This is a genomic window from Marinomonas sp. PE14-40, from assembly GCF_051623805.1.
In the GTDB taxonomy this organism is placed as follows: domain Bacteria; phylum Pseudomonadota; class Gammaproteobacteria; order Pseudomonadales; family Marinomonadaceae; genus Marinomonas.
Genome location: NZ_CP130700.1, coordinates 1670225 through 1690013, shown reverse-complemented (window position 1 = coordinate 1690013; position 19789 = coordinate 1670225). Strand labels below are relative to the sequence as shown.

At 41.0% G+C, this 19789-nt stretch carries 18 protein-coding genes; 17 read left to right on the top strand and 1 reads right to left on the bottom strand.

Features of this window, described 5'->3' with window-relative positions; all coding sequences use genetic code 11:
• Positions 1–89 precede the first annotated feature (89 nt).
• The 16 genes from Q0A08_RS07740 to Q0A08_RS07665 all read left to right on the top strand — a co-directional run bounded on the left by Q0A08_RS07740 (position 90) and on the right by Q0A08_RS07665 (position 16377).
• Positions 90–1349: a glutamate-5-semialdehyde dehydrogenase gene (locus tag Q0A08_RS07740; protein WP_438465998.1), complete on the top strand. Its 1260-nt coding sequence runs from the start codon at positions 90–92 to the stop codon at positions 1347–1349.
• Between the two features lies 1 nt (position 1350).
• The gene (gene nadD / locus Q0A08_RS07735; protein WP_438465997.1) at positions 1351–2025 is read left to right on the top strand and encodes a nicotinate-nucleotide adenylyltransferase; all 675 of its coding nucleotides are present in this window, start codon (positions 1351–1353) and stop codon (positions 2023–2025) included.
• Positions 2026–2039: 14 nt separating this feature from the next.
• On the top strand, positions 2040–2393 hold the full coding sequence (gene rsfS, locus Q0A08_RS07730; protein ID WP_046016397.1) for a ribosome silencing factor: 354 nt from the start codon (positions 2040–2042) through the stop codon (positions 2391–2393).
• An 89-nt stretch (positions 2394–2482) separates the two neighbouring features.
• On the top strand, positions 2483–2950 hold the full coding sequence (gene rlmH / locus Q0A08_RS07725) for a 23S rRNA (pseudouridine(1915)-N(3))-methyltransferase RlmH (protein ID WP_438465996.1): 468 nt from the start codon (positions 2483–2485) through the stop codon (positions 2948–2950).
• A 10-nt stretch (positions 2951–2960) separates the two neighbouring features.
• On the top strand, positions 2961–4841 hold the full coding sequence (gene mrdA, locus Q0A08_RS07720) for a penicillin-binding protein 2 (RefSeq protein WP_438465995.1): 1881 nt from the start codon (positions 2961–2963) through the stop codon (positions 4839–4841).
• Positions 4834–5958: a rod shape-determining protein RodA gene (gene rodA / locus Q0A08_RS07715; protein WP_438465994.1), complete on the top strand. Its 1125-nt coding sequence runs from the start codon at positions 4834–4836 to the stop codon at positions 5956–5958. The genes mrdA and rodA overlap by 8 nt, the downstream gene beginning before the upstream one ends.
• Entirely contained in the window at positions 5955–7079 is a 1125-nt protein-coding gene (gene mltB, locus Q0A08_RS07710; protein ID WP_438465993.1) for a lytic murein transglycosylase B, read from the top strand. Before rodA ends, mltB begins: the two co-directional genes overlap by 4 nt.
• Positions 7079–8008, top strand: a complete 930-nt coding sequence (locus Q0A08_RS07705; RefSeq protein ID WP_438465992.1) for a septal ring lytic transglycosylase RlpA family protein — start codon at positions 7079–7081, stop codon at positions 8006–8008. Before mltB ends, Q0A08_RS07705 begins: the two co-directional genes overlap by 1 nt.
• 77 nt (positions 8009–8085) lie before the next feature.
• Positions 8086–9234, top strand: coding sequence for a D-alanyl-D-alanine carboxypeptidase family protein (locus Q0A08_RS07700; RefSeq protein ID WP_438465991.1), 1149 nt, complete (start codon positions 8086–8088; stop codon positions 9232–9234).
• Between the two features lie 19 nt (positions 9235–9253).
• Positions 9254–9562 carry a YbeD family protein gene (locus tag Q0A08_RS07695; RefSeq protein WP_438465989.1) on the top strand — a complete coding sequence of 103 codons (309 nt, stop codon included), beginning with the start codon at positions 9254–9256 and terminating at the stop codon, positions 9560–9562.
• Complete coding sequence (lipB, locus tag Q0A08_RS07690; RefSeq protein ID WP_438465987.1) at positions 9562–10203, top strand: lipoyl(octanoyl) transferase LipB; 642 nt, start codon at positions 9562–9564, stop codon at positions 10201–10203. The genes Q0A08_RS07695 and lipB overlap by 1 nt, the downstream gene beginning before the upstream one ends.
• Positions 10204–10206: 3 nt before the next feature.
• A complete protein-coding gene (lipA, locus tag Q0A08_RS07685) occupies positions 10207–11166 on the top strand; it encodes a lipoyl synthase (protein WP_438465985.1) in 960 nt (319 codons plus the stop codon).
• Between the two features lie 208 nt (positions 11167–11374).
• Entirely contained in the window at positions 11375–12223 is an 849-nt protein-coding gene (gene speE, locus Q0A08_RS07680) for a polyamine aminopropyltransferase (protein ID WP_438465983.1), read from the top strand.
• Positions 12224–12347: 124 nt separating this feature from the next.
• Positions 12348–14243 carry a biosynthetic arginine decarboxylase gene (gene speA / locus Q0A08_RS07675; protein WP_438465981.1) on the top strand — a complete coding sequence of 632 codons (1896 nt, stop codon included), beginning with the start codon at positions 12348–12350 and terminating at the stop codon, positions 14241–14243.
• A 481-nt stretch (positions 14244–14724) separates the two neighbouring features.
• On the top strand, positions 14725–15441 hold the full coding sequence (locus tag Q0A08_RS07670; RefSeq protein WP_438465979.1) for a type 1 glutamine amidotransferase: 717 nt from the start codon (positions 14725–14727) through the stop codon (positions 15439–15441).
• Positions 15442–15492: 51 nt separating this feature from the next.
• Complete coding sequence (locus Q0A08_RS07665) at positions 15493–16377, top strand: GNAT family N-acetyltransferase (RefSeq protein WP_438465977.1); 885 nt, start codon at positions 15493–15495, stop codon at positions 16375–16377.
• A 48-nt stretch (positions 16378–16425) separates the two neighbouring features.
• On the opposite strand, the gene Q0A08_RS07660 is transcribed toward Q0A08_RS07665, so the two are convergent.
• Positions 16426–17127 (bottom strand): cupin domain-containing protein, encoded by a 702-nt coding sequence (locus Q0A08_RS07660; RefSeq protein ID WP_438465975.1) that lies wholly within the window; start codon positions 17125–17127, stop codon positions 16426–16428.
• Between the two features lie 317 nt (positions 17128–17444).
• On the opposite strand from Q0A08_RS07660, the gene parC reads away from it, so the two are divergent.
• A complete protein-coding gene (gene parC, locus Q0A08_RS07655; RefSeq protein ID WP_438465974.1) occupies positions 17445–19733 on the top strand; it encodes a DNA topoisomerase IV subunit A in 2289 nt (762 codons plus the stop codon).
• Positions 19734–19789 lie beyond the last annotated feature (56 nt).

Sequence of the window (19789 nt, the reverse complement as noted above, 5' to 3'; positions counted from 1 at the left end):
AATTTTGTTAGTATACCTTTTACACGTCTAGGTAACCTAGGCTTGTCGATTGAATTTTCATTTTTAGTTAATTAGTTTGAGATAAGAAGATGACTGTCAAAGATTACATGATCCAAGTTGGCCAACAAGCCCGAGCGGCTTCAAGGAAACTAGCACGCGCGTCGACACAAGATAAGAACGCAGCCTTAAATGCTATGGCGAATGCTTTGGATCTGGCACGACCTCAACTGTTAGCTGAAAATGCCAAAGATCTTGAAAACGGAAAAAACAAAGGTTTAGATGCTGCTTTATTAGATCGTTTAGCACTAACTGAAGCACGTATTGACGGCATGATAGAAGGCCTTCGCCAAGTGGCAGGTCTATTAGACCCTGTTGGTGAAATTACAGATATGGCGTACCGTCCTTCTGGCATTCAAATAGGTAAAATGCGTGTGCCATTAGGTGTGGTTGGTATTATTTATGAGTCTCGTCCTAATGTGACAATAGATGCTGCAAGCCTTTGCTTAAAATCAGGTAATGCCACAATATTACGTGGTGGTAGTGAAGCTTATTATTCTAACCAAGCCATTGCTAAAGCGGTAGTTGAAGGTTTAAAAGTGGCTAACTTGCCTGAGCATGCAGTACAGGTAATCAATACGACAGATAGGGCGGCTGTGGGTGAATTAATTACCATGCCTGACTATGTGGATGTGATTGTACCAAGAGGTGGTAAAGGGCTGATTGAGCGTATTTCTAATGATGCTCGCGTGCCAGTTATTAAGCATCTTGATGGTAACTGTCATGTTTACATTGATGACGAAGCAGATATCGATAAGGCCATTAAAATAGCGGTTAATGCGAAAACTCGCCGTTATGGTGTTTGTAATGCCATGGAATCTTTATTGGTCCATAAGGTTGTTGCCCAAACAGTATTACCTCAATTGGCTGATATTTATGCCGAAAAAGGCGTGGAGCTAGTAGGCTGTGAAGCCACACAAGCTTTACTTGCTAATGTGGGAGCGGCTACTGAAGAAGATTGGTATATGGAATATCATGGACCTAAACTCTCTATTAAATTGGTTGACGATATGGATGAGGCGATAGAGCATATTAATCAATATGGTTCACATCACTCTGATGCCATTGTGTCTCAAAACTATTCAAAAACTCGTGTTTTTATGACAGAGGTTGATTCTTCTTCTGTCATGGTAAATGCGTCAACCGCATTTGCCGATGGTTTTGAATATGGTCTTGGGGCGGAGATTGGCATTTCTACCGATAAAATCCATGCCCGTGGACCGGTAGGCTTAAATGGTTTAACGAGCCAAAAATATGTTGTGTTAGGTGACGGTCATACAAGAGACAATTAAGTTGGCAGAATCTAATAACGAGCATGAGAAAACAAATGAAAAAGTAAGTGTTGCCATTATGGGTGGGACATTTGATCCCATTCATAATGGACATTTACGAATCGCGGTCGACATAGTCGACCGCTTTCATTTTACTGAACTACGTTTAGTCCCTTGTTTTATTCCAGTACATAAATCCCATCCTTCGATTACAGCAAAACAAAGACTTGATATGGTCTCTTTAGCTGTGAGTCAGCATTCTGGGTTATTGGTGGATGATAGAGAGATAAAACGGACAGGACGAAGCTACAGCATAGATACTCTAATCGAATTGAGACAAGAGCTAGGTCCAGACGCTTGCATTACCATGGTGATGGGAATGGATAGCTTTATTTCATTACCTAGTTGGCATAAGTGGCAAAGTATTTTGAACTATGCTCATATTCTGGTTGTCTCAAGACCAGGTTGGCATCCAGAATTTACTTTGGATTTGCAAGACTTGATTGAAAAGAGTCGTGCTAAAACGGCGGCTGAGTTACAATCCGCTCCCGCTGGCAAAATTCATATGGAAGCCCTGACAGAATTAGGGATTTCATCAAGCATGATACGTACATTATGTGAGCAGAATAAGTCGATTGCTTATTTATTGCCTGAATCCGTACATGCATACATAAACCAGCACACACTTTATCAATAGGAATACAGAATTTTATGAGCGATACACAAATCACAAGTGATCAAATTTTAGAACTTGCCGTTGAAGCCTTGAAAGATGTGAAAGGTGACAAGATCACTGTGCTTAATGTTAAGTCACACACTGACATGATGGACTTTATGGTTATCTGTAGCGGTACTTCTAAGCGTCACGTGAATGCATTAGGCCAAAATGTTATCGATACACTTAAGCAAAATGGCTTACAGCCTTTAGGTTCAGAAGGCCGTTCTATGGGTAACGACTGGGTTTTGGTTGACTTATATGATGTTGTTGTTCATGTAATGACAGAAGAAGCTCGTTCTTTTTATGACTTAGAAAAATTATGGGATATTACCCCAGAAAGCATTTAATTTAGGTAACTGAATTACTCGTATTACCCAAACCTCATGATCAAAATTAGCTTGTTTTTAAATCAGCTTAAATAAGGTGAAGTCATTAAATGAGAATAAAACTCATTGCAGTTGGCACAAAAATGCCAAAATGGATTACCGACGGTTTTACTGATTACAGTAAGCGTTTACCAAAGGATTTTAGCTTGGAGTTAGTTGAAATTCCTATGTCTCCAAGGGGAAAGAATACCGATATAGCAAAAGCCATTCGTAAAGAGGGTGATGCTATGTTGGATGCCATTCCTGCTAATGATAAGGTAATCGCAATGGAGGTTTTGGGTAAAGAGTGGTCAACAGAGCAATTAGCAGAGCAATCTGAGAATTGGCGCATGGAAGGCAATAATATTAGTTTATTAGTCGGCGGCCCAGATGGGCTTGATCCAAGATGTAGCGCTCGAGCTGATAGATTGTGGTCATTATCCAAGTTAACTTTGCCTCATCCTATCGTTCGCGTGATTTTGGCTGAGCAAATTTATCGAGCTTGGACCCTCATGAATAATCACCCGTATCATAGGTAATTAATTCGGTATGGATGCTGGCCAAAAATACTTTCGTAATTATAAATTAGAACAAAATCTCACTCAGCGACGAATCGTATTTGCTGCCATCTTTGTGATGGTGTTAATTACTGTTTTAATTGGACGTCTATTTTATCTTCAAGTTGTTGAGTTTGAACGTTATCAAACCAAAGCCGATCAAAACCGTTTAAAGCTGGTGACAGAGCCCCCTTCAAGGGGATTGATTTATGATAGAAATGGTCTTGTTCTAGCGGATAATCGGCCAATCCACAGTTTGACCATAGTGCCAGAACGTGTGAAAGACATGGATGCTTTTCGCGAAGAGTTGGCCGATGTTATCGAAATTACCGATGAGGAATGGGATGACTTCAATCAAAGGCGCAAAGCCTACCGACGTCCTTATCAATCTATTACATTAAAATCCCATCTTAGTGATAAAGCTTGGGCCAAACTTTCTGTAGATCTTTATAAATGGGAAGGGGTGCAAGTTGAAGCCCAATTAACGCGTTTTTATCCTTATGGCGAAGCGTTTGCTCATGCGATTGGTTATGTTGGCCGAATTAACACCAAAGATTTGGAAAAACTTGATAAGCAAAGATATCAAGGATCCCTATTTCTAGGTAAATCGGGTGTTGAACGATTTTACGAAGAAGAGCTACACGGCTTTCCTGGATTTAGCAAAGTAGAAGTCAGTGCCCGCGGACGTATCATGTCCGAAGTGGAAAGACAAAACCCTGTACCTGGTAAAGCTATTCAGCTTCATTTAGACGCCAGACTTCAACAGTACGCCTATGATTTATTAGGTGATTACACTGGTTCCGTAATTGCAATGGATCCAAATACGGGTGGCATACTTGCGTTTGTCAGTAAGCCTGGCTTCGATGCGAATATGTTTGTTCGTGGTATCAGTGTGAAAGAATACGCTGAATTAAGAGACTCGCCTAAACTCCCTCTTTTCAACCGTGCTTTAAAAGGCGGTTATCCTCCTGCATCAACTATTAAACCCTTTATGGCATTAGCAGGGCTTGAAAATAAATTCTCTTCATGGACTGAGCGCTATTATGCATCAGGTGCTTATCAGATCAATCCTGACGGTAGACGTTATCGAGACTGGAAAAAAGGCGGGCATGGCTGGGTTAATCTAGAACGCTCAATTATTGAATCAGTTGATACCTATTATTATCAGCTTGCCCATAAAATGGGGATTTCACCTATCCATAGCTTCCTATCAAGGTTTGGTTATGGTGAAAAAAATATCTTGGATTTGTATGGTGAGAATGCAGGCTTGCTTCCCTCAAACCAATGGAAAAAATCTAAATACGGCGAGCCTTGGTACCCTGGTGACTCAGTCAATATCGGCATTGGACAAGGCTTTATGGTTGCTACACCATTGCAAATAGCAACAGCAACGACAGCATTGGCTAACCGAGGTCAGTGGTTAGCACCACGCATGGCAAAAACTGTTTCAGGTGAGTCAATTGAGTGGCCAGAAAATAAATTGGTTTCTAAGAGAATTAGCTTAAGACGCGAAGCTGATTGGCAGCGCATGGTTAATTCCATGAAAAAAGTCATAACGGATGACCATGGTACGGCAAGGCGCTTACAAGGTACCAGTTATGATATTGCTGGTAAGACAGGGACGGGGCAAGTATTCAGTCTACAGGATGATGAAGAATACGAAGCAGATAAACTCGCTAAAAAACTCCATGACCATGCTTTATTTATTGGTTTTGCTCCTTCGAAAAAGCCTGATATTGCTATTTTTGCTATTTATGAAAATGGTGGCAGTAGTTCTAAGCCCGCAGATTTATCCAAAAAATTATTTGATGCCTACATACTAGGTAAATACCCGCGTAAATATAATCATTTAAAGGTTGGCTCTAATGAATAAAGGCTTTTATGCTCAACTAAGGGCCTTCAGTAACGCGAAATTTTGGCGTGACCTTCATATTGATTTTTTCCTTGTTGCCTCCTTAGCGCTAGTGGCTGGCGGCGGCCTTATCATACTTTATTCTGCTTCTGGGCAAGATGTGGCTATGGTCGAAAGGCAGTTTGTGCGCTTATCGATTGGATTCGCTGCCTGTCTGTTTCTGGCACAAGTTCCGCCTAAGTTTTTAAGACGCTTGTCTCCTTTATTATACTTGGGTGTTTTTAGCCTGTTAATTATGGTGCTTTTTTTTGGGGTGGGCGCAAAAGGGGCTCAAAGGTGGTTAGAAATACCGGGTATTGGTCGTTTTCAACCCTCAGAGTTAATGAAAGTCGTCATGCCTATGGCCGTGGCTTGGTATTTTTCTAATCGTCATCTACCACCTAAATTTAAGCATATAAGTATTGTCCTTATTATGGTGGCAGTACCTGTTATTGTTATCGCTAAACAACCTGATTTAGGGACGTCACTACTTGTTGGTGTCTCGGGTATTTTTGCTCTTTTCTTAGCGGGTTTAGGCTGGCGCTATATTTTAGGGGCGGCGTTGTCTGCTCCTATCGCAGGCTTCTTTTTGTGGCAGGTGATGCATGCTTACCAAAAACAAAGGGTACTGACTTTCTTAAACCCTGAAAGTGACCCTTTAGGTTCTGGTTGGAATATTATTCAGTCTAAGACTGCTATTGGCTCTGGCGGTCTAGAAGGTAAAGGGTTTTTGAGTGGTACCCAAGCGCAGTTAGAGTTCTTACCAGAGAGTCACACAGACTTTATTATCGCCGTGTTAGCAGAAGAGTTTGGTATGTTTGGTTGCCTAATTTTGCTAACGGGTTATCTGTTAATTATTGCTCGTGGTTTATATATCGCTGCTTTTGCAGAAGATAATTATGCTAGATTGTTAGCAGGTAGCTTAACCTTAACTTTCTTTGTTTATATTTTCGTTAATATAGGCATGGTATCTGGCTTATTACCTGTTGTAGGTGTGCCATTACCTTTAGTGAGTTATGGCGGTACATCCATTATTACTATTATGTCGACGTTCGGGATATTGATGTCCATTCACACTCATAAAAGAGCGAGAAAATGATGAGACCTTTATTAGTTATTGGTATGGCTTATTTGTTGACCGCGTGTTCACAAGACGGTCTTCAGGCGCAAGTAGCCGCGCCTGTAACAGAAAATCCCCTAGTTGCTGAGCAAACCTTGGCTTTATTAGATGGTGAAAAACAAAGCTTAGTTAAACATAAAAATATCAGTGATAACTTGCATAGCAATAGCCAAGACTTCAAAACTTCCTATGCAGCTAAACCTGATGTGCAAAAATTTATTGAAAGGATGGTCTCTACTCACAAGTATGACGGCGCCTTACTTCAAGCTGCTTTTGCTAAAATTCAGGCACGTAAAAAGACCATCTCAAAATCCAACAATCAACCCGAAGTCCTTACGCCTTACTATAAGTATCGAACGCGTTTTGTAGAGTCGAGTAGAATTCGTGAAGGCAAGCGTTTCATTAAGAAGAATCAGAAGTGGCTAAAAAAAGCGCAAGAAGAATATGGCGTTAATCCAGAAATCATTGTTGCTTTAATTGGTGTTGAAACCTTTTATGGTCGTATTACAGGTAAAAGAGATGTTTTTACCTCGCTTTCCACACTCGCATTTGATTACCCAAGACGAGCTGATTACTTTCAATCCGAGTTAGAGGCTTACCTTTTATTAGTCAGAGAGAATCAATGGCAAATAGGAAACACCAAAGGTTCATATTCTGGTGCGCTTGGCATGACTCAATTCATGCCGTCTAATTATCGCAAGCTTGCTGTGGATTTTGACCAAGATGGAAAGGTCGATCTTTGGCACTCTATTCCTGATGCTATTGGCAGTGTTGCTAATTACCTTCGTCATCATGGTTGGCAGGATAGCCGCGGCGTGATCGTGGCAACATCCGCTAATGTAGCGAGCAAACAGCAATGGGAAGAGTGGATTAATAAAGGTAGAAAACCTGAAAAATCCCTATTGGAATGGCAAGCCATTGGCATAGGTAAAGAGATCAATAAATTAAAAGCGCAAACTGGGCTAATTGGTTTGCAAGTAGATGATGAAAAATATAACTATTGGTTAGCGGACGAGAATTTTTTTGTCATCATGCGTTATAACCCAAGCCGCCGTTACTCTATGGCTGTGCTTGAGTTAGCCAAGGAGATACGTCTTTAATGAAATCCATATTAACTGTAGCCGGAGTGGCAATATTTTTAGTCGGTTGTAGTAATACCCAAACGGTTTGGAACAACAACGTTAGTAAGAATAAGTCTGTTCCACGTAATATGACACAGGCTGAGTATGACAAAGCCACAGGTGGTGGTCGTTATACTCAGTTGCAAGATACCGCACCAACTGAATCTGTTAATACTGAATTATTACCTGAGCTCACTCCAAAGTGGGAGCCAAAAAGTCGTGGGGGTAACAAGAATCCGTACGAGGTTTGGGGTAAGTCTTATAATGTCATGGATTCTGCTAAAGGGTTTGTGCAAACCGGTACTGCTTCTTGGTACGGGAAAAAGTTTCATGGTCATACCACCTCGAACGGTGAAACCTATGACATGTTCAATTATTCAGCTGCCCATAAAAACCTCCCTTTACCGACTTACTTGAAAGTCACCAATCTTGATAATAATAAGAGTGTGATTGTTAGGGTCAATGACAGGGGGCCATTTCATAGTAAACGTATCGTTGACTTGTCTTATGCTGCAGCGGTGAAGCTTGATTACCATACTAAAGGGCTAGCGAGAGTAAGGATCGAAGCGATAACACCAGAAAAGGGCGAACCTTATCAAGCACCAGAGGTCACAACTAAGGTAATAACACCTGTGGCTATTTCAGCACCAGTAGAAGTAAAAGCAGATGTCAGTTTTACCCACCTACAAATGGGGGCTTACAGTAAATTGGCCTCAGCAGAAGCATTAAAGCAAAGACTGGTTGAAGAGTTTGATACCAGTATTAGTGTTTTTGTGAGTGAGCAAACGGGAGCATTATACAAAGTGATGGTGGGACCATTTGCTAATACGCAAGATATGAATATTTGGAGCAATAAGTTGCTCGATCAAGGGTTTAGTAAACCCGTTAGAGTAAATCTAACACCTTAATGTTGATTCAGGCTAGAGATTGATTAAGGCCTCTAGTATCATTCGCACTTCATTCTTTGGAAAGCACAAAATTGGATATGAAACGACCATTTATTTTATTCGCCGCACTGATGTTGAGTTTTGTCACATCTATTTATGCCGCTCCGACTTTAATTCCTGCGCCACCTCAGTTATCTGCAACTAGCTATATATTGCTAGATGCTTATACCGGTGAAGTGCTGGTTGAGCACAACTCCAAAAAAGAATACCCACCTGCAAGTCTTACCAAATTAATGACAGCTTATATTGTCGATTATGAACGTAATCGCGGCAATATTGCATTAGACGATATGGTAAGAGTGAGTGAAAAAGCTTGGCGCATGGAAGGGTCTCGTATGTTTATACGAGAGGGCACCAAAGTTCGTTTAGAAGATTTAATGCGTGGCATTATCATCCAGTCTGGTAATGACGCAAGTGTTGCTGTTGCTGAGCATATTGCTGGTAGTGAAGGTGCTTTCGCTGATTTGATGAATCAGCATGCTCAGTTACTTGGAATGAATAACTCGAATTTTGTTAACTCAACCGGCTATCCAGCAGAAGGTCACTTTTCAAGTGCTTATGATTTAGCTGTATTAGCTCGTGCTAAAATAGTACAGTTCCCTGATAGCTACCCTATGTATTCTGAGAAATACTTTACTTACAACGATATTCGCCAGCCAAACCGTAACAAGCTTTTATGGCGTGATAAAACAGTTGATGGCCTTAAAACAGGTCATACTGAAGCAGCTGGTTATTGCCTAGCGGCTTCAGCTGTGCGTAATGGCACACGACTTATCTCTGTTGTAATGGGTACAAAAAGCAGCGAAGCCCGTGCTAATGAGACGCAGAAACTGTTGAATTACGGTTTCCGTTATTATGAAACACGTAAACTTTATAGCCGTGGCCAAGTGATCAACGAAAGTAAAGTTTGGGGTGGCGCAGCTGAAACTGTTAAAATTGGTTTCGTAGAAGATGTATTGGTAACAATCCCAAGACGTCAAGCAGATGCAATTCCTGCTACTTTAGAAATCTCTCCTACAATTAAAGCACCAATTAGTGCTGGTGATGTTTTAGGTAAGATAGTAGTAACAGGTGATGATGGCATCATTTTAGAGAGAGATGTGGTTGCTCTTGAAAATGTTGCAGAAGGTGGTTTCTTTAAACGCCTATTAGATAGCATAAAACTATTCTTTATGAATTTGTTTTAAGTAGTACTGAGAAAACGTTATGGCACTGATTAAAACCGACGGTAAACAAGCTGTCGATGTCTCTGAAGAGGCAGTTAAAATTGAGTTTCCTTGTGAAAACTACATGGTAAAAGTAGTTGCAACAGATGGTGCAAATCTTTTAAAAGAGTTGACTGAGTGCATGCAGAAGTATGCACCAGAAGTAACAGCAGATTCTGTTACCGCAAAACGTTCTTCTAAAGCGCGCTTTGTAAGTTTTACTTATCGCATTCTAGCGACAGGTGAAACACAACTGGCTGCCTTACATAAAGATTTGATGGCACATTCAGCTGTGAAGATGGTTATTTAATGCCGAAGTTAATTTGTCGTGACCTTGGCATTGTTGATTACAGTGATACATGGGAAAAAATGAAAGAATTTACTCAGTCGCGTGATAAAAGCGCGGCTGATGAGATTTGGTTGTTACAGCATCCTCAAATTTTTACTCAAGGTCAGGCAGGTAAGTCCGAGCATCTACTCGCGCCCGGGGATATTCCTGTCGTTCAAGTTGATAGAGGTGGTCAAGTTACTTACCATGGCCCAGGTCAATTAATTGCCTATGTTATGGTGGACTTGAAACGTGCACAAATAGGGGTGCGCGATCTAGTTACCCTATTAGAAAATTCTGTGGTAAATACGCTCGAAAAAAATGATATCGACGCCTATCCAAAAGCGGATGCTCCAGGTGTTTATGTTAATGAAAGAAAAATAGCGTCATTAGGGCTGAGAGTAAGGCGAGGGTGCTCCTTTCATGGACTAGCTTTAAATGTGGATATGGATCTTTCCCCTTTTGACCGTATTAATCCGTGTGGCTACCAAGGCTTACAAATGGTAGATATGAAACATCTCAACAACAATGTGATGTTTCCGCACGTTGTCGTTCAGTTAGCGAATCAGTTAGCTGAGCTGCTCGGACACCCAAGTCCGACTATCCAACAAGGGTGGAATTAAGAAATGACTACACAAGTAAAACGCGCTGTACAAGGTGAAAAATTACGTGGTGCCGAAAAAATGGCACGCATCCCTGTTAAGGTGATTCCTACTGAAGAAATCCCACGTAAACCAGAATGGTTACGTGTCAGAATGCCAGCTTCTCCAGAAATTGCTCGTATCAAAAAAACACTTCGTGACCATAAATTAGCGTCTGTATGTGAAGAAGCAAATTGCCCTAACCTTGGCGAATGTTTCAGTAATGGCACAGCGACCTTTATGATTATGGGCGAGATTTGTACACGCCGTTGCCCATTTTGTGATGTTGCACATGGTCGACCAAATGCATTAAGCCCGGATGAGCCAAAAGAGCTTGCTGCTGCTATCCGTGATATGAAGCTTAAGTATGTGGTTATCACCTCAGTTGACCGTGATGACTTAAAAGATGGTGGTGCTCAGCACTTTATTGAATGCATTAACGAAACACGTAAAGAATCTCCAAACATCGAGATTGAAACTCTGGTTCCAGACTTCCGTGGCCGTATGGACAAAGCATTAGACATTCTAGAGCTTGCGCCACCTGATGTATTTAACCATAACCTAGAATCTATTCCGCGCTTGTACCGTCAAGTTCGACCTGGTTCTGATTACCAATGGTCACTAGATCTATTGAAGAAATTCAAAGATCGTTGCCCAGATGTAGCGACTAAGTCTGGCCTTATGGTTGGTATGGGTGAAGAGTTCGAAGAAATCGTTCAAGTAATGAAAGACCTTCGTGCTCACAATGTTGATATGTTGACTATCGGCCAGTATCTACAGCCTTCTAAGCATCACTTCCCAATGGCACGTTTTGTACCACCAGAAGAGTTTGCTCGTTATGAAGAAGTGGCTAAAGAGTTAGGCTTTAAGCATGCTGCTTGTGGACCATTAGTTCGTTCATCTTACCATGCTGATAAACAAGCACATGGGGAGCATGTTTCCTAAGATTATTTATTGAAATAGTAAAAAATCTTGCTATGAAAAGGCTTTTTAGATATATAGATGCTAGAAAATCTTTCATAAAGAAACTTAAAAAAGGGGGCCTATTGGTTCCCTTTTTTCATCATTAGAAATTATATTTGCCAGAGAATAGATGCATAAGAAACGACAAACTCTGTTGTTAAAATAGTGACATCTAGGTTAGGAGAAAATTATGACAAAACGATTATTAACTGAAGCACTACACACAGGCTATGGACAAAGCTTTGAGGTTGATGAGGTATTATTTGAAATTGATACAGATCACCAGCATTTAGTGATTTTTAATAATAGTCAGTTTGGTCGTATTATGGCATTAGATGGAGTTATACAGACAACGGAACGTGATGAATTTATTTATCATGAGATGATGGCGCACGTGCCTATGTTTGCTCATGGCAATGCTAAAAAAGTATTAATCATAGGCGGTGGTGACGGTGGTATGTTACGTGAAGTATTACGTCATCCTAGCGTAGAGCAAGTAACGCAAGTAGAGATAGACCAAGCCGTAGTGGACATGTGTACCAAGTACCTGCCAAATCACTCTGCTGGGGCATATGAACATGAGAAAACCAAGGTGGTTATCGCTGATGGTGTTGATTATGTTAATGAAAATGAAGAAAAGTACGATGTGATTATATCTGACTGCACAGATCCAATTGGTCCTGGTGAAGTACTTTTTAGTTCGCGTTTCTATGAAGGCTGCAAACGCTGCTTAACACCTGGTGGTGTTTTTGTCGCGCAAAATGGTGTCAGCTTCATGCAAATTGAAGAAGTAACCACCACAGCGCAAAGACTAAAGCCTTACTTTGCTGATCAATCTTTTTATTCAGCCGCTGTACCAACTTATGTCGGTGGCATAATGACGTTTGCTTGGGCAACTGACAACCAAGCTTTAAGAGGGTTAGATGCTAAGACACTAAGAGAGCGCTTTGATGCAGCTGGTTTTAGCACACGTTTCTATACCCCAGAGGTACATCAGGCGTCTTTTGCGTTACCTCAGTATGTTATTGATGCGATTTAGTACTTAATTACTTATTCGCTTTTAAGACAGGCTGATCTTGTGGTAATCCCATAAGGTCAGCCTTTTTTCTATTTTTCTAATGACTTTTGAAAGTAATTAGATGTGTCTGTTTTAAGGAGGCACTATGGCAACTTGGTCTGTCAAAGACTCAATCGAACTTTATAATGTTGATCACTGGAGTGGTGGTTTCTTTTCGATTAATGAAAATGGCAATGTGGAAGCGCGCCCAGATAGAGAGCAAAGCATTGATTTAACCAAGTTGGCAGCCGAATTGCAGCAACAGAATATTCCTTTTCCTACCTTGGTGCGTTTTCCGAATATTCTGCATTCACGTATTAGTAAAATCACCAGCTCTTTTCATCAGGCGATCGATTTTTATCAATACAGCGGTGATTACGCCATTGTGTATCCTATCAAGGTTAATCAACAACGTCGTGTAGTCGAAGAAATAACAGGTTTTCAAAAAGAAAACCCACTGTCCGTTGGTCTAGAAGCAGGGAGCAAGCCTGAGTTAATGGCTGTGTTGGCTATGCATCAAAGTCCAGATGGTGTGATTGTTTGTAATGGTTATAAAGATAAAGAGTTTATCCACCTTGCGCTTATGGCTGAGAAAATGGGCCACAAAGTCTTCATCGTGGTTGAGAAAATGCATGAACTTGCTTGGATCCTAGAAGAAGCCGAACGTTTATCGGTAAAACCTAGAATAGGTATCAGAATTAAACTCGCATCCACCTGCACCACTCATTGGGACAATAGCGGTGGAGATAAGTCCAAATTCGGTTTAACGACCTCTCAACTAATGCGTGCCATAGAAACCTTGCGTCAATGTGACATGTTGCATTGTCTTGAGTTGATTCACTTTCATCTAGGGTCACAAATCACACGTATTCGAGATATTCAAAATAGTTTGAAAGAGTGTGCCCGTTTTTATGCCGAACTGCATAGCCTAGGAGCCAAAGTACAATGGGTTGATGTTGGTGGTGGATTAGGTGTCGATTACGAAGGTACAAGGTGTCAGAGTGCTTACTCTGCGAACTACAGCATCAGTGAATATGCGAACAATGTAGTGTTTGCCTTCCATAACATTTGCCAATTACATGACTTACCCCATCCAAATTTAATTTCTGAATCTGGTCGGGCTGTTACGGCTCATCACGCCATGATGATAACGAATGTCTTTTCTCATGGAGAAGAGCCATTAGTCACCCAAGAACCAGAACAGGATGATCAAACTGTTGTTATGAGGCTATGGGAGTCGTTACAAGCATTAGAAGGTAAGGTGCATGATAAGCGCTCTTTAGTCGAGCTTTACCATGATTTATGGGATGATTTTAACGAAGCGCTGTCTTTGTATAACCATGGCCAATTAGCCTTGATGCAAAGAGCGCAAGCAGAAAACCTGTTTACTGCCGCTTGCCGTTTACTATTACCAAGATTGGATAATAGAAACCGAGGCCATAGAACCATTATTGACGAACTAAACGACAGATTAGCGCAAAAAGTATTTGTTAACTTATCTGTGTTTCAGTCAATGCCTGATGCCTGGGGAATAGACCAAGTTTTCCCAGTACTTCCATTACAAGGCTTAGATAAAGCGCCGTCTTTTAGAGGAAAAATACAGGACATTACCTGTGATTCCGATGGCTGCTTATATCGTTATGTCGATGGTCAAGGTCTTGAGTCAAGCTTACCTTTACCTCCGCCACCTAAAGAGAATGAAGATTATCTATTTGGTTTTTTCCTTGTAGGTGCTTACCAAGAGACCTTGGGTGATCTACATAACCTATTTGGAGATACCAGCTCTGTGGATGTCTATCTCACCGATGAAGGATTCAACGTTGATCATGTCCTCATGGGAGATAGAGTGCAGGATGTGCTTAGGTATGTCAGTTATAAGGAGCATGAACTCATTGCACGTTATCAGGAGAAAATAGTCTCAAGCAAGCTTGATGAAGTGGAGCAAGATGCATTGCTCAAGCGTTGTGAGAAAGTACTTAAGGGTTACACCTACCTAACTTAAACTGTTGAGAATTAATCAAAGAGGTAAACTCTGATATCTCCCTTAGTGGGTATTGGATTGTAATAGCGAGCTTGATAGCATCATTTGCTTGCTTGAATGTTTTGCTTATCCGATTTTAACGTGGGATAAGCAAAAAAGAGCCCGTGCAAAACACGGGCTAAGAATCTACTAAGAGAATACCGTTAAAGGGGGAAACGGCATTCGATTTGATAGCAATACAGAAACTGAATTGCCTGACAGTCCTACAAGTGATACTGCGCTTTTGCTAATCTTTTGATTGAGTCCTAATGATGGACATGCTCCGACTGAGCCTTATAGCATCAGTAGCAGTATAGTAATGGTTCCAAATCAAAAGCCATAATTACCTGTCACTTCTAACTATAGACAAACTTCTGATTTTGCGCGTTTTTTTAATGAATTTTATTTGCCGTTAATCCAAGTGATTAAAAATTTAGCAAAGTTTTTTGCGATAGGATAGAGTATGAAAATAGCCTTATTACTGTGTGATGATATTAGTGCAGAGCTGCATGATGAGTTTGGTCACTACCAAGATATGTTCCGTCATTTGGTAAATGAAGACGATGAATTGACTGTGTTTCCTGTGTATTTGTATCCAGAAAGCAAAGACACGCATTTGCCTAATATTGAAGAGTTTGATGGCTTTATTGTCTCAGGTAGCAAGCATGGCGTATATGAAGATCATATTTGGTTAGCGCCCTTGTTCGATACCATTCGCGCTGTATTTAAAGCGAATAAAAAGCTGGTCGGCATCTGTTTTGGCCATCAAGCTATTGCCATGGCATTAGGTGGCAATGTGGCTAAATCCGATAAAGGGTGGGGGATAGGTCACTATCAAAATCAATGGCTTTCCCTGAGCAATGAACAGGGTGAGAGAAATGAGAAGGATGAGAGCTTAGTGTTGCTAAGTTTCCACCAGGATCAAGTCGACACTATGCCATCCGGTTTTGAAGTATTAGCAGCCAGCGAATTTTGTCCATTTTATGTGACCCGTTATCAACAGCAGGTGCTGACAACTCAGGGTCACCCAGAAATGTCAGCGGCCTATATTTTAGCGATAGTAAATCTATTCGAGGAAAAGATAGGGTCTGACACAGCTAATCAATGTCGCCAAAGTATGCTTGAGCAGGATGATACTCAAAACTTTCGTAGAAAAATCTGTGAATTTTGGAATAATTAGGCAAACTGAAATAAACCCTCTTGCTCAAAGAGCTAAAAAGGAAGTCGCTTGATGTTTAGTGAATCTGTTGAGTTACCTTATTATGCCGCTATTTTAACGGTAAGGCTGAATTCAGCGCATGCTGCATTTGAAATCATGATGGATAAAATGATGCAAGTAGCAACACAGCAAAAGGGTTATCTGGGCATGGAACAAGCCCAAGATGAAGAAAATATTTATATTTCATATTGGCAAGATGTCGATAGTATTCATGCTTGGCAGGCCCATTCTTTGTATACTAGGGCCGAAAGTCTTGGAGAGAACTTTTGGTTCGAAGCTTACCAGCTTCGAATTGTCGAAGTGCGTGAGCAAAAAAACTTTGTTGCTCCTGACAATGAAATAGTTCATGTTCGTTTTCCTGAGATTAAAACCGAACGGGGCGTATTGAAAATACTCTCACCTGAGCAAGCGCCGTTATTACATGATTATGTGTGCCAAAACCGTACTTTCTTCAAAGAATGGGAGCCAGCAAGGCATGATTCTTATTATGAACTGGAAACCTCTGTTCAACGAATTAAACAGTGTCGAAAGGACTTCCTTCAGCACCAAGCCTTTGCATTTTTTCTGTTAAATCCAGAACAAACAAAAATCTTAGGCTACTGTAATTTCTCCAATCTTGTTCAAGGCGTTTTCCAAGCCTGTTATCTTGGTTACAGTTTGGCTGAAGCAGAACAGAAAAAAGGGTTAATGCACGAGGCTATTTCCGCAGGAATCGATTACATGCATAAAAACCAAAATATTAGCCGTTTTATGGCGAATTATATGCCTAAAAATCAAGCCAGTGGCGCAGTTTTAAAGCGTTTAGGTTTTGCTGAAGAAGGTAGAGCAGAAAAGTATTTGAAGATAGCCGGTAATTGGGAAGACCATATACTCACGGCCAAGGTATTGCGTTCTTAAGGCTTCTTTAGGTGTCGATTTTGTAACGTCTGTTTGTACAAAGACTCGTTATTTCTTTTTAATCACCAGCACTCTATCTTTTGCGGGAGGCGGGCTATAAATGCTCAAGCACAGGCTAGTATCTTGATTAAGGTTTTTAAGCCTATGTCTTTGTTTCTCATTTACCAAAGCCCAATCAAACTGGCCTAGTAGCACTTCTTTCTTATCCAGCTGCAGGTTGAAATCACCTGCTAGCGACATAATAAATTGTCTTGAATGTCTGTGATAATGCAGATATTCAGCTTCATTTTCTTTATAGGTTTCAAGGTCAATACTCAAACTGTCGATATAACTAATTGTTTGTCGATTAATGCTGTCGTTGTTTTCGATTTTGCTTTTAGCGCTTTGGTTCACTAAGTAATAGTCGTTAGCACATGGGGCTAGGTTACCTTGGTAAGCCACGATCAGTAACTCTACCGAAGGAGATAACAAAACCAGTTTGTGAGCTCTGTTAGGCTTAATCCAAGCGCCTTGGTATTGATTTAATGCAGTGCCAACATCGGCATCACTTAAGTAGGCTTGGCCATTTAGTAAAAAAACAAAGGCATCATTAGGGAAGTGATAAAAGCGGCTGTGTTGTTCATTTTGAATGACACTTTCATGATAGATTCTAAAATGACTTTCATTGCACAGAATCCGCCTTTTGCTCGCTAGGCCAAGCGCATGTTGCGGGCTTGGGTAAGTGGCTTTGGCTGGATCGGCTAAATTCATTTTACTTCCTTCATAAAGTAAAGAGACGGTTTCAATTGCATTTATTATGCCTTATTTTTCGATTCTTCAAACCAAAAATCAAGGCTAATTAACTGGCTTATGAATGAGTTAAGGTAAAAATGACGAAAATCTAACCAGCAGGCTTAGATTTCATCAACTCATCTTGTTTATTTAGCATTTAAAGGTCGATAAAGTTGCGGGCATTGGCTGCAATTCTTTATAGTAGAGCCCATATTTTTCATCCTAATTAAGATTAGGGAAGCAAAGACTTAGTTCACTCTAAGTGCTGGCCAAATTTTGTAAGAAGGAAATCATCCTTGAGCGAGTTGTCAAATTTCGAGCAGAACGAAACACTGTCCCTGCAGGAATACACAGAAAAAGCCTATTTAAATTATTCCATGTACGTCATCCTCGACAGGGCTTTGCCCCATATAGGTGACGGACTTAAGCCAGTTCAAAGGCGTATCATCTATGCCATGAGCGAGCTGGGTTTAAAAGCAACGGCGAAATATAAAAAGTCAGCGCGTACAGTGGGTGATGTGCTGGGTAAATTCCATCCCCATGGTGATAGTGCTTGTTATGAAGCTATGGTGTTAATGGCCCAGCCGTTTTCTTATCGTTACCCTATGGTTGATGGTCAAGGTAACTGGGGTGCACCAGATGATCCAAAATCCTTCGCTGCCATGCGTTATACCGAATCTCGATTGTCTAAGTATGCTGATGTGCTATTGCGTGAAGTATCACAAGGCACGGTTGATTGGGCTCCAAACTTTGATGGCACATTAAAAGAACCTTCTGTTTTGCCGGCTAGATTACCTAACCTGTTATTAAACGGTACTACAGGTATTGCTGTGGGTATGGCAACAGATGTACCGCCACACAACCTGACAGAAGTGGGTAATGCCTGTATTCACTTACTGAACAATCCAAACGCTGATTTGGATGATTTGATGAACTTTGTACAAGGTCCTGATTACCCAACAGGTGGTGAGATCACGACACCAAAAGCTGACATCAAAAAGCTTTATGAAACAGGTAAAGGTCAAATTAAAGCGCGTGCTCGTTATGAGATGGAAGATGGTGACATAGTAATCAATGAGTTACCTCATTACGCTTCAGGTTCTAAAATTTTAGAGCAGATAGCCGCACAAATGCAGGCTAAAAAACTGCCTATGATAGTGGACTTACGTGATGAGTCTGACCATGAAAACCCAACACGTTTAGTGCTAGTGCCTAAATCTAACAGGGTTGATGTGGAAGCTGTCATGACGCACTTATTTGCATCGACAGACCTTGAACGCTCTTATCGCGTTAACATGAATGTGATTGGCCTAGACGGTTTGCCACATGTGAAAGGGCTAAAAGCATTTTTAACCGAATGGCTTAAATTTAGAATTGATGTCGTACGTAAGCGTCTGCAGTTTAGATTAGATAAAGTCCTTAATCGTCTACATATCCTTGAAGGTTTATTAGTTGCCTTTTTGAATATTGATGAAGTAATAGAAATTATCCGTAATGAAGAAAAGCCAAAAGTAGAGCTAATGTCTCGTTTTGGTTTAACAGATATTCAAGCGGAAGCTATCTTAGAGCTGAAATTACGTCATCTAGCAAAACTAGAAGAAATGCGTATTAAAGGCGAACAGGACGAGTTAGAAAAAGAGCGTAAGCAGCTTGAAGCGTTACTTAACTCAGATCGTAAACTGAAAAAGTTGATTACTGAAGAGATTCAAGAAGCGGTTGATGCTCATGGTGATGAAAGGCGTACACCGATTGTCGAGCGTAAAGAGTCTCAGGCTTTCAGTGAAGAAGATTTACTGTCTAACGACCCTGTGACTGTTGTTATCTCTAAACAAGGTTGGATACGTTCCGCTAAAGGCCATGATGTTGATCCACTGGCTCTTAACTACAAATCTGGAGATGAATTCTCCATTTCTTGTAAAGGGCGTAGTAATCAAACCTTGGTATTGCTTGCTTCTAATGGGCGTAGCTACTCGATCAAAGCGCATACCTTGCCATCAGCAAGGGGTCAGGGCGAGCCAATTACAGGGCGTATTAGCTTAGAGAAAGATGTCACCATAGTCGCTGCCATGTTGAATGCAGATAATACATTCTACTTAATTGCCAGTGATGCAGGTTATGGCTTTATTGCTAAGCTGGGTGATCTACATGCTAAAAATAAAGCAGGTAAGGCAACTTTAACCTTACCGACTTCGGCGAAAGTACTCACGCCAATTAGCGTTTCTGATCCTGCAAGCTCTCATATAGTAGTGACTTCTAATGAAGGCCGTATGCTAGCCTTTAAAGCAGATTCATTACCTCAAATGGCGAAAGGTAAGGGTAACAAGATGATTAGCATCCAAGCCTCTCGTGCAGCGAGCCATGAAGAGTATGTGATTGCCATGGCAAGTGTGTTGGCAGATGACTTATTGCAGGCTCATTCTGGTAAGCGCTTTATGTCATTCACGCAAAAAGATTTAAATGAATTCCAAGGTGAGCGTGGACGACGTGGGCTGAAACTGCCTCGTGGTTTCCAACGTGTGGACGCATTGGAAGTGAAAGTGGGTGAAGGTAAAAGTGCTCAGGCACAATCTGACTTACTTAGCTAATACCTCTTTGTTGAAAGAGCAGAGATAAACAAAAAGGGCCGTATGGCCCTTTTTTG

Coding starts and splice junctions, on each gene's coding strand:
- Q0A08_RS07740 (WP_438465998.1), top strand. CDS start 90: ATGACTGTCAAAGATTACATGATCCAAGTTGGCCAACAAGCCCGAGCG.
- rsfS (WP_046016397.1), top strand. CDS start 2,040: ATGAGCGATACACAAATCACAAGTGATCAAATTTTAGAACTTGCCGTT.
- rlmH (WP_438465996.1), top strand. CDS start 2,483: ATGAGAATAAAACTCATTGCAGTTGGCACAAAAATGCCAAAATGGATT.
- mrdA (WP_438465995.1), top strand. CDS start 2,961: ATGGATGCTGGCCAAAAATACTTTCGTAATTATAAATTAGAACAAAAT.
- rodA (WP_438465994.1), top strand. CDS start 4,834: ATGAATAAAGGCTTTTATGCTCAACTAAGGGCCTTCAGTAACGCGAAA.
- mltB (WP_438465993.1), top strand. CDS start 5,955: ATGATGAGACCTTTATTAGTTATTGGTATGGCTTATTTGTTGACCGCG.
- Q0A08_RS07705 (WP_438465992.1), top strand. CDS start 7,079: ATGAAATCCATATTAACTGTAGCCGGAGTGGCAATATTTTTAGTCGGT.
- Q0A08_RS07700 (WP_438465991.1), top strand. CDS start 8,086: ATGAAACGACCATTTATTTTATTCGCCGCACTGATGTTGAGTTTTGTC.
- Q0A08_RS07695 (WP_438465989.1), top strand. CDS start 9,254: ATGGCACTGATTAAAACCGACGGTAAACAAGCTGTCGATGTCTCTGAA.
- lipB (WP_438465987.1), top strand. CDS start 9,562: ATGCCGAAGTTAATTTGTCGTGACCTTGGCATTGTTGATTACAGTGAT.
- lipA (WP_438465985.1), top strand. CDS start 10,207: ATGACTACACAAGTAAAACGCGCTGTACAAGGTGAAAAATTACGTGGT.
- speE (WP_438465983.1), top strand. CDS start 11,375: ATGACAAAACGATTATTAACTGAAGCACTACACACAGGCTATGGACAA.
- speA (WP_438465981.1), top strand. CDS start 12,348: ATGGCAACTTGGTCTGTCAAAGACTCAATCGAACTTTATAATGTTGAT.
- Q0A08_RS07670 (WP_438465979.1), top strand. CDS start 14,725: ATGAAAATAGCCTTATTACTGTGTGATGATATTAGTGCAGAGCTGCAT.
- Q0A08_RS07665 (WP_438465977.1), top strand. CDS start 15,493: ATGTTTAGTGAATCTGTTGAGTTACCTTATTATGCCGCTATTTTAACG.
- Q0A08_RS07660 (WP_438465975.1), bottom strand. CDS start 17,127: ATGAATTTAGCCGATCCAGCCAAAGCCACTTACCCAAGCCCGCAACAT.